This window comes from Nonomuraea sp. NPDC004702 (genome assembly GCF_053601695.1).
Window position 1 is genome coordinate 152404 of record NZ_JBSGCE010000003.1, and the last position, 14894, is coordinate 167297.

Genomic DNA, 14894 nt, shown 5'->3' on the forward strand with positions numbered 1-14894 from the left:
GGTCGGCCGCGGTTTCAGCAGACCTTCTCGAAGGGGGTGCCGGACGGCAGGTAGCGGCCCCACTCCTGCTCGGTGAGCGAGCGACCGGCCGCCGCGCAGAGCGCGGGGAACGGATCCGCCGGGACGTCCACCTTCCATTGCAGGATCGTTCCCTTGTCGTAGGAGCCGGCCAGGGTCCGGCCGTCCGGGCTGAAGGCCAGCGACGAGACAGCGCCTTCGCCGCTCTTGAACGGGTTCCCGATCGGCTTCGTCGTGGCCGCGTCCCAGAGCTGGACGCCCGCGGCGGCGTCGGTGGCCAGGGTTCTGCCGTCCGGGCTGAACTCGACGGTGGAGATGGTGCCCGTGCGGTTCTTGAAGGCGCCCTTGGGGCGGCGGCCTGCCGTGTCCCAGATCCTGACCGTTCCCTGCTCTCCCACGGTGGCCAGGAGCTTGCTGTCCGGGCTCAACGCCAGCCAGGTGACGCTGGAGCCCCCGATCGGGGCGCCGATCGGCCGCCGGGTGGCGGTGTCCCAGAGCCTGGCCGTGCCGCCTCCCACGGTGGCCATGATCCTGCCGTCCCGGCTGAAGACGATCCGGTGGAGGACGTCGCTGTGGGCCTTGGTCGGAGCGGTGACCGGACGGCGGGTGGCGGGGTCCCATAACTGGAGGATTCCCTCGCCGGAGGCGAGGGCCAGGGTCCTGCCGTCCGGACTGAACGTCAGCACGGAGATGGTGCCGGCCGCGGCCTTGACGGGGGTGCCGATTTGCTGCCGGGTGGCCAGGTCCCACAGGTGGAGACCGCCGTCGTCGTCACCGAGGGCCAGTGTCCTGTCGTCCGGGCTGATCGCCACCGGCCATGTGTAGGGGTCCCTGCCGCGGATCGGCGGGCCGAGTCGCCTGCCGGTCAGCCGGTCCCAGACGCGGATGGTTCCGTCAGCTCCGCTGCTGACCAGGATGTCGCCGTTGTTGCTGTACGCCAGCTGCGAGACCTCGTCCTGGTGGCCGATGAGCGGGTCGGTGACCGGCCGCCGGGCGGCGGCGCGCCAGAGCCGGGTGGTCCCGTCCCCGCTGACGGTGGCCAGGGTTGCTCCGTCCGGGCTGAGCGCCACGCCGTGGACGTACCCGCTGTGGCCGGTGAACGCGTCGCCGGCCGGGCGCCGGGTCGCCAGGTTCCACAGCCGGGCGGTCCCGTCCCAGCTGCCGGAGGCCAGGGTCCGGCCGTCCTTGCTGAACGCGAGTCCGGTGACGACGTCGGTGTGACCTGTGAGAGGCCGTCCGACGGGTTTCCCGGTGGCGGGGTTCCACAGCCGGATGTCTCGGTCGTAGCCGCCGGTGGCCAGCGTCCGGCCGTCCGGGCTGAACGCGACGGCTCGGATCTCGTCGGTGTGGCCCTTGAGGGGCTTTCCGACGGGTCTTCCCGTGGCGGGGTTCCACAAGCGGGCGATCCTGTCACGGCCGGCGGTGGCCAGGAGTCTGCCGTCCGGGCTGAAGGCCACCCCGCTGACCTCGCCGGCGTGGCCTTTGAGAGGTCCTCCGACGGGTTTCCCGGTGGCGGGGTCCCACAGCCGGGCGGTGTGATCCTGGCCCGCGCTGGCCAGGGTCCGGCCGTCCGGGCTGAAGGCCAGGGCCCACACGGCGGACCGATGACCCGTGAGCGGGACCGCTGTCCTGGTGGAGAGGTCCCACAGCCTGATCGTCCCGTCGGAGCCGGCGACGGCGAGGGCCCGGCCGTCCGGGCTGAAGGCCAGGGCGAGGCCGCCGTCCTTGATCGGATCCCCGGCGGGCCGGCCGGTCGCCGGATCCCACAGGCGGGTGATGCCGTCCGTGCCGCCGGTGGCCAGGGTCCGGCCGTCCGGGCTGAAGGCCACCGCGCCGCCGTGGTAGGAGCCGCTGTCCAGGATGGCGCGCACCGGGGAGGCCAGGGCGGCCACCATGCCGTAGCGGGCCTCGGGAGTCCTGGCGAAGTGCCAGGCGGTGGCCGACAACAGGCCGGAGACGACCGGATCACTCTCGCCGATCTGGATGCCGCGATCGCTGGCCAGGTACGACAGGGCCTGGTCGCGCTCGGCGTCGGCTCTGACGCGTTGGGCCTCGGCGACCTCGGCCGCGTGGACGGCCACGGCGGCCGCGACGACCGCCGCCGCGGTGAGGACGGACAGCCCGGTCCACGAGAGCCGCCGGAAGCGCCGGGCCAGCCGGTGCTGCCGGACGTCGTCGCCGACGAGCTCGTCCTTGGCCCGGCCGTGCAGGGTGGCGGCGAGCGTCGCGACGGCGTCGAGGAAGGCCGGGTTGCTGAGCGAGAGGTCGCTCTGGCTGCGGATCGAGCGCAGGTCCGCCCACAGGGGGACCTCGGTGAACGACGTGAGCAGCGACTCGGGCAGCGCCGTGGTCAGGGTCTGGTCGAAGTGCCCGGCCGCGTGGTCCCAGACGAGGTCGCCGCCGGTGAGCATGAGGAAGATGGGCCGTCCCGGTTCGAGCGAGCGCCAGTGCTCGATCTCCCGCCGCACCCACACCGAACGCGCCGACTCGGGGGAGGCCAGCAGGACGAAACAGCGCGAGGCGTCGAGCGCGGCCTCGATCGTCGTCCACAGTCCCGGGGACGCCGACAGGCTGCGCGTGTCGCAGAAGACCCGCAACGCCCGCAGTTTGTACCAGGGACGGGCGAACTGGTGCAGCCCATCACGCAGAGCGGGGCCGAGCAGCCCGTCGGCGGCCCGGCTGTAGGAGATGAAGGAGTCGTACGGAATCGGCGTCGAAGTCCCGCGGATGCCAGGCACGTTCACGATGATAGAGACGCACGGCTTGAGTACCCGGTTACTCAAGCGTCTTGTTTCGCGCCTTCGCATACTGAGCGGGATGCACAGTCTGGAGGGGACGCGCAATGAGGAGCATTCGTGCGTTAGCCGCATCGTTACTGGTGCTGGCCTGGTTGGCGTATCTCGGTCCGAGCCCGGCCCAGGCGGCGACCGTGGAGGTCACCGTCAGCCTGTACCGGGTGGTCGAGCTGTCGTGCGACGAGGGCCCGGGCGAGTCCTGCGGCAACGACTACTACCCCAAATTCAAGATCGGGAACGAGGACCTGTACGACGGCGAGGACGATTACTGCTGTGCCCACGGCCCCGACTTCCGGACCAACTGGGTCCACAAGGCCACGGTCGACACCAGCCAGAATCCCGTCGACATCCACCTGGAACTGTGGGACCAGGACGACCTGAGCAAGAACAACGTCATCCACTGGGCCAAGAACGGCGACTACCTGGATCTCAAGTTCGACCTGAACACGTGCGTCTTCACCGGCGGCGGCCTGACCGCCGAGCAGGGCGCCGGCGCCCTGACCCTGTCGGGGGAGAGCGAGACCACCGGCCCTGACTCGGCCCGCGGCTTCTTCACCATCACCACACCCGCCTGCATCACGCTGGCCAGGACCATGGGCGGCGCCGCCGACAGCGACGGCGACGGCATCATGAACGCCTGGGAGACGCCGGGCGTGGGCTACGACGTCAACAACGACAACCACGTCGACCTGGCCCTGGGCGACCCGCCGTACAACGCGCTGCCCTACCGCAAGGACCTGTTCGTCGAAGCGGACTACATGAAGGACAACGAGCCCGACTGGTTCGGGCTCGGCGACGTCGTGGACGCCTTCGCCGCAGCACCGGTCGACCCCTATCACCCCGACCCGGCCCATCCGGCGGCGACCAAGTACCTGGGCGTCACTCTCCACGTGCTGAAGGACGAGGAACTGCCGAAGACGTCCAACATCCGGTTCGAGAGGTCCGATCCGGTACTCGTGGACTTCAACGAGCTGAAGAACGGCGAACCGGCCGGCCCCTGCACGGGACACTTCGGCACCCGCGCCGACCGCAACGACGGGAACTGCGCGAACATCCTGACGGCCAAACGCGACGTGTACCGCTACATGATCTTCGCCGAGAGCTACCTCGAAGATCCCGACTCCTCCGGCAACTCCGAGTGGTACGCCGTCGGCCCCCAGGGCGGCAACGACTTCATCGTGACGCTCGGCACGTGGAGCGCCCAGGCGATCAACGACGTCGGCGGACTGAGGGTCGCCCAGGCCTCGACCTTCATGCACGAGCTCGGGCACACGCTCAGCCTGGGCCACGGCGGCGACGAGGACGTCAACTGCAAACCCAATTACCTGAGCGTGATGAACTACGCGCTCCAGTTCCCCGAGCTCAACCTCACCCGGCCCATGGACTACAGCAGCACGGCCACCGGCACCGCGCTCGGCACCACCGGGCCCACCCGGCTCGTGGAGCAGCACCTCGACGAGAACCTCGGCGTGCGCGGGACGCCGCACCCCGACCGCTACACCGTGTACGGGATCAAGGGCAAACCCCACGTCGAGCCCGCCAACAGCGGCCCGATCGACTGGAACGGGGAGAAGGGCAACACAGAGGGCGACATCTCCGCCGACATCAACTACATCTCGTCCATCGGCGTCCCGGGCAAGGGATGCAACATCATCGATGGCACCCAGACGCTGCACGGCTACGACGACTGGGCCCACCTGCAGTACAACCCCAGGCTCAACGCCGACGGCTTCAACGACGGGGTGCCGCGCAGCACGCCCGACGAGATGACGGAGGAGATGGTCCTGGCCCTGTCGCAGCAGGCCGACCTGAAGGTCACCAAGTCCGCCGACCAGGCCGAAGCCGACGGCGGGGACACCGTGACCTACACCGTCGACGTCACCGACCTCGGGCCGGGCAAGGCCACCGCCGTCTCGCTCACCGACACGCTGCCCGACGGCACCACCCGGCAACGCCCGGTGCCCGACCTGAACAAGGGCGACGTGCACACCGTCACGCCGAAGTTCACCTACCAGGTGCCGTGCGACACGACCGACGGCACGGTGCTCACCAACACCGTCACGGTGACCGGGAAGGACACGAACGGCGTGCCCGACCCGTACATCAGCGACAACACCGCCCGCGCCACGACCACGGTGCGCGCCCCGGTGCTGACGGTGAACGAGACGGCGACGGCCACGGTCGACGCCGGTGAGGCGATCACGTACACCATCGCCTACGCGAACACCGGCGGTGGCGGCGCCTCCGACGCCGTCATCACCGGCACGCTGCCCGCCGGCGTCTATAACAGCAAGGCGCTCGACCTGGGCGCCGGGCCGAAGCCGGACTCGGTGACGCTCAACGCCGACGGCACCAGGACGCTGGTCTGGAACGTGGGCGCCCTGCCCGCCAGGTCCGGCGAACGGAACATCGTCTTCACCGCGCGGCCGACACTGCTGGCGACGGCGGGCACGGCGTACGCGAGCGAGGTGTCCGTGACCTACAGGAACACCGGCGGGGCGTGCACCTTCGACCCGGTCTCGGACTCGGCCACGACCACGGTCACGGCCGTCCCGCCCACCAGGGATCCGCTGTCCAAGGGCTACTGGACGAACCATTCAGGACAGTGGACGGCCGAGTCCCTGGCCCGCATCCAGGCCACCGACCAGCGCTACGACGGCGACCAGAGCGGCGCCCTGTCGGCGGCCGAGATCGACTCCGCCTTCCACGACGCCAACGGGCCCAAGACCGTGCTCCGCGAGCACGCCCTGGGCACGTACTTCAACCTGGCGACCAGGCGCGTCAACGCCGGGACGGCGATCGACTCGGCGACGACCAGGCGGCTGGGCCTGGGCACCGTACGCGCCGCGATGATCTACGCCCAGGAGACGATGGCGCTGCCGATCGACTCCGGCACCTCGGCTCGCTACAGCGACATCATCGGGGTGCTCGACGACGTCAACGCCAACAAGATCGAGGTGTACTGACCCGACCCTGACGGCCACCACGCGCGTCGCGTGGTGGCCGTCCTCCATGAGGTACGGGGCGCCCGTGCGGGACCGAGCCGCGGCCTTCGCCGCCTACCCCAGCATCGACGTCCTGTTGACAGACTCAGGTGGCCACCGAGACGACGTGCCCCGCCCAGGCCGGGTCGGCGGCCAGTTTCAGCATGCAGTCGGCCAGGTCGGCGCGGGTGGTGGAGCGGCCGCCGCGCAGGTTGAGGTCCAGGGCGGTGCGGTAGCGGCCGGTGGGCCCGCCGTCGAGCAGGCGGGAGGGGCGCACGATCGTCCAGTCCAGCCCCGAGGCGCGCAGCAGGCGCTCGGACTCGGCCAGGTCGGTGTAGGAGTTCCTCAGCAGCGGCTGCAGGACGAGGGGCTTGAGCACGTACCGCGTGAACGGGCCGTCGCCGGCGTCGGCGACCATGCCCGCGGCGCTCACCAGCAGCACCCGCCGGGCCGAGACCCGCGCCATCGCCTGGAGGATCGAGCGCATGGCGGTCGTGTGCACGGTCGTCGGGCCGCGCCCGCGCGGGCCGAGCGCGATCAGGACGGCATCCCCTCCCTTGATCGCCGACTCGACGGCCCGGGGGTCGGCCAGGTCGGCGGTCACGGTCTCGACGCGGTCGCGCAGCCCGGCCGGCAACCGGGCGGCGTCGCGGACGACGGCGGTGACCTCGTGCCCCAGGTCGAGCGCCTGCCGTACGAGCTCCAGCCCCGTGCGACCGGTCGCGCCGAAGATGACGAGCCTCATGTCGTGCCCCTTCGCAAGAGGGTGGGTAAACACTTACTCACCCTACTCGCCGTCCGGGGCGGCGCTCAGGCCAGGTTGAGCTGCCAGGAGACGCCGAACCGGTCGTTGACCCAGCCGAACCTGGTGCTGAAGCCGTACGAGCCGATCGGCATCAGCGGCTGGCCGCCCTCCGCCAGCGCCGTGTAGAGCCGGTCGATCTCCTCCTCGGTGTCGCACGCGACCCAGATCGACATCGAGGGGGTGAAGCCGAACGCGTGCCGCTCACTGCTGTCGATGCACATGTACTCCTGGCCGGCCAGGGTGAACGTGGCGTGCATGACGGTGCCCTCGGGCCCGGGCCCCTCCGGGCCGTAGTGGGAGACGGCCACCACCTTGGAGTCCTCGAACAGCGAGACGTAGAAGTTCATCGCCTCCTCGGCGTCGCGGTTCTGGAACATCAGGAACGTGGTGGTCTTCTGGCTCATGGCTGGTCCTCCGTCGGTAGGTAGAAAGCGGTGGTGGCGGCGACCGCGGCGGCGGCGGCCTCGGGCGGCGCCCCGGCCTCCTCGAAGGCCGCGCCCCACGCCCGGCTGCTGGCCGTGATGTAGCGGCGGCCGTCGGCGGTCAGCTCGAAGCCGGCCTTGTCGGGCATCGGCAGCCCGGACAGATGCAGCCGGAGGCCCAGGAGCCCGAGGTCCCAGCCCACGCCGACCGCCCCGGGCCCGAACCGGCCCCACATCTCCGGCGGCACCTCGGCGGTGTGGCGCAGCTCGAACCGGGTGCCCCCGCCCTCGGCCGACAGGCGCACCTCGACCTCGGAGAAGCCGGGGTCGGGCCCGAACAACCAGCTCACCCTGAGGTAGGAGGGCGGCTCGCAGGCCAGGATCTGCCCGCCCGCGTTGCCCTCCAGCTGGTACGTGCCCCCCAGCCGCAGGTCGCCGGAGACCGGCATGAACCAGCGGGCTATGCGCTCACCGTCGGTGCAGGCGTCCCAGACGTCCGCCACCTCCGCGTCGTAGTGGCGGGTCAGGGTCACGGACTTGCGCTCGCCGTCCTTCAGCTCGCGCCTGATCCGGGATATCTCGTCAAGGCTGTCCATCGTGCTTCTTTCTTCTGCCCCGCGCCAGCTCGGTGGCCAGCGCGTCGAGGCGCTGCTCCCAGAAGCCGCGGAAACGGTCGAGCCAGAGGTCGACCTCCCGCAGCGGCGCGGGCTCCACGGCGTAGAGCCGTCGCGTGCCCTCGGCCCGCACGCTGGCGAACCCGTTGTCGCGCAGCACCTTCAGATGCTGGGAGACCGCCGGCTGTGAGACGCCGAACTCTCGCTGGATGACTGCGGTGACCTCGCCGGAGCTCTGCTCGCCGCCGGCCAGCAGCTCCAGGATCCGGCGGCGGACCGGATCCCCGAGGACGTCGAACGCGTGCACGACCTCAGTGTTTCAGGTGCGACTTATATAAGTCAAACCTGGGATAGGTGGTGGCGGATGAAGTCCAGCTCCAGCAGCAGCAGGTTCTCGGCCACGTCCTCCTGGGGGGCCATGTGCGTCACGCCGCTCAGTGGCAGCACGGTGTGCGGACGGCCCGCGGCCAGCAGCGCCGCCGACAGGCGCAGCGTGTGGGCGGCGAAGACGTTGTCGTCGGCCAGGCCGTGCACCAGCATCAGCGGACGGCTCAGGCCGGGCGCGTCGGCCAGCAGCGAGCAGCGGTCGTAGGCCTCGGGATGCTCGTCGGGATGGCCCAGGTAACGCTCCTGCCAATGGGTGTCGTACAGGCGGGGATCGGTCACCGGGGCGCCCGCGACGGCCACGTGGAAGACGTCGGGATGACGCAGCACCGCCGCCGCCGACAGGTAACCGCCGTAGGACCAGCCGCGGATCGCCACCCGGCCCAGGTCCAGGTCGGGATGGCGGGCGGCGGCGGCCTGCAGCGCGTCGGCCTGGTCCTCCAGCGCGGCGCTCAGCTTGTCGAACCGGACCGCGCGCTCCCAGGCCGGCCCCCGGCCCGGCGTGCCCCGGCCGTCGGTCACCAGCACGGCGAAGCCCTGGTCGGCGAACCACTGCTCGATCGCGAAGCCGTCCAGGCCGCGCAGCACCCGCGCCGCCGTCGGCCCGGCGTACGGCGACAACAACACCGGCAATCGCCCCGACCCCGGCACGTGCCCGGACGGGAACAGGACCGCCGTGCGCAGGTCGCGCTTGCCCAGCGACACCAGCTCCACCTGCGGCCGCAGCACCGGGACCGCGCCGTGGGAGGCGATCGTCCGGCCGCCCACGCTCACCCGCACCCCGTGCTCCTCCAGGGAGCGGCGCACCACGACCGTCGCCCCGCCCGCGCGCGTGCCGGTGTGCACGCCGGGCTCGGCGGTCACCCTGACCAGGCCCTCGGCCCTGGACCAGGTCCACAGGTGCCGCTCGGTGGGCTCCTCGCAGCAGTGGAGGAGCACGGTGTCGCCGTCGACGGCCAGCACCGCCAGCACCTGCAGGCCGGGCGGGGTCACCACGTCCTGGCCCACCATCAGGCGGCGGGTGTCGTCGCGGTCGACCGTCCAGACCAGCTCGCCCGCGGCCGTGCGCGACGGCACGCCGGGCACCAGCTCCAGCCAGGCGTCGTCGGTGTCCTCGCGCACCGGCGTGGTCGCCCCGGTGGCCGGATCGACCTCCAGGACGCGGGTGGTGCGCTGGTCGCGGCTCTGCACCAGCACCAGCAGGCCCTGGCCGGTCCACGACACCGCCGCCACGTACTCGAAGGCCGCGCGGTCCCACACCACCCGGGTGCGCCGGCCCTCCAGCGTGACCAGCCACAACGACACGTCGGCGTTGGCCGTGCCGGCCGGCGGGTAGGCCATGGTCCGCGGCGGCCGGCCGGGCTCGGCCGGCTCGGCCAGGCACCACTTCTGCACCGCGGCGTTGTCCACCCGGGCGGCCAGCAGGCGGGTGCCGTCGGGCGCCCACCAGTAGCCGCGGTGACGGCCCATCGACTCGCCCGCCACGTGCTCGGGCAGCCCCCACGTCACGTCGGTGCCGTCGGGCACCAGCAGCGGCCGCTCCCCCACGTGCAGCGCGCCGCCGGAGACGAACGCGACGTGCTCGCCGGTGGGGTCCAGCCGCGGGTCGGAGCCGGTCAGGCCGAGCGCGGTCACCTCGCCGGTCAGCAGGTCGACGGTGTGCAGCGCGCCGTCGGCCGCGTAGACGGCCTTGGTGACGGCCGCGTCGGTGGCGTAGGCGACGATGCCCGAGGCGTGCTCACGGGTGCGCTCCCGGCGGGCGCGCTCGGCCTCCGACAGCCGCGCGCCGGGCACGGGCGCGCCCGGCTCGGCCAGCAGGCGCTCCTCCCCCGTGGCCACGGTGAACGACCACAGCCGGTGCACCGGGTCCTCGCCCGAGGACGACCGCAGGAAGATCACTCGCGCGCCGTCCGGGGAGATCGTGAAGTTCCGCGGGACGCCGTAGGTGAAGCGAGCCGTGCGGGCGTGCTGGCGGGGAAGCGTCAGGGGAGGCATGGCGCGATCATAGGCACGGCCCGTCGAGGCGGCGCAAGGCAGGCCAAGGTGGCGGCGCGGGCACGCTCCCGCGCCGCCGCGCGAGGTCAGCGGTCCTCGAACCGCACGTCGTCGAACAGCGCCTCGTCGCCGGTCGGAGCGGTGCCCGCGCTGCTGAAGGCGTAGCCGTCCATCGAGGTGACGGCGGCCGTGCGGGGCAGCGTGGCGATCTGCCGGTCACCGGCGTACAGGGTGGCGGAGGAGGTGGTGGCCTCCAGGCGGATCCTGGTCCAGCCCTCGCCGACCGTCCCGGCGGGGGCCAGGGTCGTCCACTTCTTGGTGGCGGCGTCGTAGCGGCTGATCGCGCCGGCCCTGCTGATGCTCAGGTGGTAGGCCGACGTCGTCCCGCTGGTCACCGTGAACAGGAAGGAGTTGGTCACGCTGACCGGCTTGTAGCGGAACTCCAGGGTCTTGCGGGCGCCCGCCGTCGTGGTGCGGGCGGCCTTGGCCATCAGGGTGGTGGACTTGTCGGACAGGGTCAGCGCGCGGTCGGCGCCCACCTCGTACGGCGACACCCACGCCGCCGACAGGCTCTGGTAGCCGCGCGGGCGCAGCCAGATCGGGTCGTTGTCGAAGGTGTCGGTCGTGGAGTGGAGCTCGATCTCGTTGAGCATCGCGCAGCTCGGGCCGATCTCGGCGTCGCAGTCCGGCGTGGCCTCGACGACGATCCTGACGTGCCGGCCGGTGGCGTTCACCGGCTGGTGGCGCAGCGCGTAGTCGGTGCGCCCGGTGACCGTGGCCACCGGGCGGCCCCAGTCGGCGCCGTCCTTGGAGACGTAGACGCTGGCCGAGGCCGGGTGTCCCGGGCGCAGGCTGAGGCCGATCCGGTTGAAGGTCTGCTCGCGGTCCAGGTGCAGGACGTACTCGCCGGGGCCCTGGGAGACGGCGCTGGACCAGTACGCGGTGCTGCCGTCGAAGGCGCCGTCGGGGCGCACCCGCGGCCGCCGGGCGTCGGCCCAGGTCATGTTCGTCTCGACGGTCAGCTCGCCGGCGCGCTGCTTGGCGGCCAGGTCGATCCGGCCCGCGCCGGGGGCCAGGACGTCCAGGTGGCGGCGCTTGACGGCGTACCAGCCGCCGTTCTCGAACCTGCCGCTCGCCGGGCAGGCGGTCTCGTTCAGCGTGCCGTCGGCCTTGACGCCGGGCAGCTTGCAGTTGTCGAAGAGCTGGACCAGCCGGTTGGCGCCGACGGCGGCCAGCGCCGTGTAGCCGGACGAGCCGTGCGTGTCGTAGACGCCGTCGCGGTTGTGGTAGGTCACGCGCTGCTGCGTCCAGGAGTCGCCGCGGCCGTCGGGGGAGATCGCCAGCCAGTCGTCCGGACGGCCCGCGCTGAGCACCAGCACGCCGTTGGGCATGAGCAGCAGGCGCGGGGCCACGCCGCGCACCGTGCAGCTCTGGCCGGACAGCTGCAGGTCGCGCACCGCCGACCAGGTGCGGCCCTCGTCGGTCGAACGGCTCCAGGCCAGCGTGGAGTAGGTGCCGCCGTCCTTGCGCAGGACCGCCAGCAGGCTGCCGTCGGCGGTCTGCTCGACGGCCGTCTCGTTGTACGTCGCCTCGCCGGCCGGGCGGGCGATGACGCCGCGGCGGGCGAAGGTCCGGCCGCCGTCGGCGCTGGCGTACAGCTCGGCCTGGTTCTTCCCGCCGGTGGCGGTGTAGCGGGCGTAGACGGTCACCAGGACGGTCCCGTCGGCCAGCTGGATCGGCACGCCGTGCGCCACGCCGCCGCCGACCAGCTCGTCCGGGCTGGTGAAGGTGGCCTTGGCGGTGTCCCAGGTCTGGCCGAGGTCGCTGGAGGTGTGCACGTCCAGCTCGTTGGTGCGGGCGTCGACCTTCGACAGGTAGTAGGCGGTGCCGAACAGGCGGCCGTCGTGCAACTGCACCGGCGCCTCGCGCAGCGGCGTGCCGCGCGCCGGGCCGAAGGTCAGGCCGCCGTCGTCGGAGACGGCCATGCCGCTGGTCTGGGCCATGACCGCGTCCACGTTGGTGGACCAGGTGGCGATCAGCTTCTGGCCGGGCGTGCCGTCGGGCCTGACCACGTCGATCGCGGTGAGGTTGGGGAAGCCGGCGTAGTCGCGGCGCTGGGCCGCCGTCGGCTCCTTGGCCGCCGGGCGCGGGCTGGGGTAGACCCAGTCCACGAAGGCGTCGCTGCCCGATCCGGCCAGGTAGCCCTCACGCGGCCCCGACTCCTGGGCGGTGAGGGCGGGCGTGTCGGGAATCGAGCAGTACGCGGCCGCGTGCGCCGTCCCCTGGAGGACGACGGGAAGGGGGGCCAGCAGGCAGGCGGCGAGCAGCGCTCTGGTGGGCAGCACGGGGGAAGGACTCCTTGCGCAACGAACGATCGACGTCCGTTTTGTCGTTTATTTACGCAAGAAGGCTATATTTGACCAAAAGTGGAGGTGTAAGTTGTAACTGCCTTATGTCCGCTTTGTGATGAAGTGGGGGTCAGTCGTCGAGCCCGCGGGCCGACAGCGCCTCGCCCAGCGCGTCCGCGTGCCGCAGAGCGCCCACCACCAGCGGCACCGCGAAGCCCCGCACACTGCGCTCGACCCCCCGCGCCCGCTGCGCCTCCCGGATCCGCACCGCCAGCGAGGCCACCACCGGCACGCTGCGCACGGTGAGCGAGAGCAGCAACGACAGCCGGAACGGGTCCAGCCCCACGAACCTGACCGGCGACAGGACGCGCTCCAGCGCCGCCAGCATGTCGGCCGTCCGCGTGGTGAGCGTCACCAGCCCCGCCAGCGCCACGGCCAGCACCACCCGCAACGTCGAGGACACCGCCGCGTCCAGGTCCGCGAACACCAGTTGCAGCACGAACAGCATGACCGCGAACCAGCGCACCGGCCGCACCTGCGCCCACGCCGCCCGCCCCCCGACCCGCGCCGACGCGTACAGCGCCGCCGCCACGACCGCCGCCCCCGCCAGCGCCACCGGCGGCCGCACCAGCACCAGCGCCGTGCACGACACCGCCAGCCCCGCCAGCTTGACCCCGGGCGGCAGCCGGTGCAGCCACGAGCCGCCCGGCACGTACGCCCCGGTGAGCCCGTTCACGCCATCAGCTCGGTGTAGTGGCCGATCGCCTCGGCCGGCGTGCCGTCGGCGACCACCCGGCCCTCGTCCAGCACCAGCACCCGGTCGAACCCGGCCAGCAGCGGCAGGTCGTGCGTCACCGCCACCACCTGCTGCGGCATCTCCCGCAACAACGCGGCCACCTGCCGCGAATGGCGCAGGTCGAGCAGCGTCGTGGGCTCGTCCATGACCAGGATGTCGGGTTCGAGCACCATGACCGCGCACAGGGCCAGCAACTGCTTCTGGCCGCCGGACAGGTGGTGGGCGGGATGGTCGGCGTGCCCGTCCAGGCCGTGCCGGGCCAGCACGTCGTGCACCCGGCGCTCGACCTCCTCGCGCGGCAGGCCCTTGCGGCGCAGGGAGAAGGCGACGTCCTCGGCCACGGTCGGCATGACGATCTGCGCGTCGGGGTCGGTGAACAGGAACCCCACCCGCCGCCTGATCCGCGCGGCCTGCCGGCGGGTGTCCAGGCCGAGCACGGTGACCTCGCCCGAGGTGGGCACCGCCAGGCCGTTGATCAGCCGGGCCAGCGTGCTCTTGCCCGAGCCGTTCGCGCCGACCACGCCCACCCGGCGCTCGGTCAGGCTCGCGGTGACGCCGCGCAGCACGTCGCGGGTGCCGAGCCGGACGTGCACGTCGGCGAACTCGATCACGCGACCACCTCGAACAGCGCGGCCACGCCCAGCCCGCCGCCCACCGCCGCGGCCGCCAGCCCCAGCGTGCCCGCGGGCGCCCCGGCCCGTACCAGCCTGGAGAAGAGCCTGGTCACCACCACCGCGCCAGTCGCGCCCCACGGATGGCCGAGCGCCAGTGCGCCGCCGCCGGCGCACACCCGGTCGCGGTCGGCCTCCAGCGGGTCGAGGCCGAGCGCGTCGGTGACGGCCAGCACCTGCGCTGCGAACGCCTCCACGATCTCCACCGCGGCCACCCGTCCCATGTCCACCCCCGCACGTGCCAGCACCCGGCGGACCGCGGGCACCGGCCCCCATCCGGGCAGCGCCGGATCGCACCCGACGACGGACCCGGCCAACAGCCGCAACCCCGGCAGGCCGGCCCGCTCGGGGGCCAGCGCCACGGCGGCCGCGCCGTCGCTGACCGGGGAGGAATTACCGGCGGTCACTGTACCGCCCGGCACGAACGCCGCGGGCAACCGGGCCAGCGACGCCGCCCGCAGCGCCCTGGGACGCTGGTCCTCCGACCGGCCGCCGACCGGCACGATCTCCTGGTCGAAGGCGCCCGCCGCGCGGGCGGCCAGCGCCTTGGCGTGGCTGAGGCGGGCGTAGTCGTCCTGGCGGGCGCGGCTGATGCCGTACGCGCCGGCCAGGGCCTCGGCGGCCGGGCCCATGTCGGGGTCGGGATGGCCCTCGGGGGCGAAGGGCGCCCGGTCGTAGGGACGGTCCGCGCCCCGCGGCGTGCGCAGCGGCGCGGTCGAGGCGCTCTCGGCTCCCCCGGCGATCACCAGGTCCATCTCCCCCGCGGCCACCGCCTGCCCGGCCACCAGGATCGCGGCCAGCCCGCTGCCGCACTGCCGGTCGACGGTCAGGCCGGGCACGCCGTGGCCGAGCCCGGCGGCCAGCGCCGAGACCCGGGCCACGTTCCCGCCGGGGCCCATGCAGTTGCCGAGCACCACGTCGTCCACCGGCCGGCCGGCCTCGGCGGCCACCGCCTCGATGACGGGGGCGGCCAGCCGGTCGACGGTCACGTCCTTGAAGGCGTGCCCGGCCGTGCCGATCGGCGTACGGCGGGCCGCCACGACGACGGGTCGTCCGCCCACC

The 14894-nt window shown here is 72.6% G+C and carries 11 protein-coding genes; 1 reads left to right on the forward strand and 10 read right to left on the reverse strand.

From position 1 onward, the window contains the following. Positions 1-14 precede the first annotated feature (14 nt). The gene (locus ACWEJ6_RS05660; RefSeq protein ID WP_452421534.1) at positions 15-2756 is read right to left on the reverse strand and encodes a hypothetical protein; all 2742 of its coding nucleotides are present in this window, start codon (positions 2754-2756) and stop codon (positions 15-17) included. A gap of 152 nt (positions 2757-2908) precedes the next feature. Here ACWEJ6_RS05660 and ACWEJ6_RS05665 point away from each other — a divergent pair, with 152 nt between their 5' ends. Next, entirely contained in the window at positions 2909-5779 is a 2871-nt protein-coding gene (locus ACWEJ6_RS05665; RefSeq protein WP_452421536.1) for a hypothetical protein, read from the forward strand. Between the two features lie 124 nt (positions 5780-5903). On the opposite strand, the gene ACWEJ6_RS05670 is transcribed toward ACWEJ6_RS05665, so the two are convergent. From ACWEJ6_RS05670 to ACWEJ6_RS05710, 9 genes are all read right to left on the reverse strand, one after another. Continuing rightward, positions 5904-6542, reverse strand: coding sequence for an NAD(P)-dependent oxidoreductase (locus tag ACWEJ6_RS05670; RefSeq protein ID WP_452421538.1), 639 nt, complete (start codon positions 6540-6542; stop codon positions 5904-5906). 65 nt (positions 6543-6607) lie between these two features. After that, positions 6608-7006: a VOC family protein gene (locus ACWEJ6_RS05675; protein WP_452421540.1), complete on the reverse strand. Its 399-nt coding sequence runs from the start codon at positions 7004-7006 to the stop codon at positions 6608-6610. Next, a complete protein-coding gene (locus ACWEJ6_RS05680) occupies positions 7003-7620 on the reverse strand; it encodes an SRPBCC family protein (protein ID WP_452421542.1) in 618 nt (205 codons plus the stop codon). Before ACWEJ6_RS05680 ends, ACWEJ6_RS05675 begins: the two co-directional genes overlap by 4 nt. After that, positions 7607-7945: an ArsR/SmtB family transcription factor gene (locus ACWEJ6_RS05685; protein ID WP_352356418.1), complete on the reverse strand. Its 339-nt coding sequence runs from the start codon at positions 7943-7945 to the stop codon at positions 7607-7609. The genes ACWEJ6_RS05680 and ACWEJ6_RS05685 overlap by 14 nt, the downstream gene beginning before the upstream one ends. A 32-nt stretch (positions 7946-7977) precedes the next feature. Next, complete coding sequence (locus ACWEJ6_RS05690; RefSeq protein ID WP_452421544.1) at positions 7978-10017, reverse strand: prolyl oligopeptidase family serine peptidase; 2040 nt, start codon at positions 10015-10017, stop codon at positions 7978-7980. 86 nt (positions 10018-10103) lie between these two features. Next, positions 10104-12362, reverse strand: coding sequence for an exo-alpha-sialidase (locus ACWEJ6_RS05695; RefSeq protein ID WP_452421546.1), 2259 nt, complete (start codon positions 12360-12362; stop codon positions 10104-10106). Between the two features lie 133 nt (positions 12363-12495). Next, positions 12496-13101 carry an energy-coupling factor transporter transmembrane component T family protein gene (locus tag ACWEJ6_RS05700; RefSeq protein WP_452421548.1) on the reverse strand — a complete coding sequence of 202 codons (606 nt, stop codon included), beginning with the start codon at positions 13099-13101 and terminating at the stop codon, positions 12496-12498. Next, the gene (locus ACWEJ6_RS05705; protein WP_387675053.1) at positions 13098-13772 is read right to left on the reverse strand and encodes an energy-coupling factor ABC transporter ATP-binding protein; all 675 of its coding nucleotides are present in this window, start codon (positions 13770-13772) and stop codon (positions 13098-13100) included. The genes ACWEJ6_RS05700 and ACWEJ6_RS05705 overlap by 4 nt, the downstream gene beginning before the upstream one ends. Then, a complete protein-coding gene (locus ACWEJ6_RS05710) occupies positions 13769-14893 on the reverse strand; it encodes a thiolase family protein (protein ID WP_452421550.1) in 1125 nt (374 codons plus the stop codon). The genes ACWEJ6_RS05705 and ACWEJ6_RS05710 overlap by 4 nt, the downstream gene beginning before the upstream one ends. Between the last annotated feature and the right edge of the window lies 1 nt (position 14894).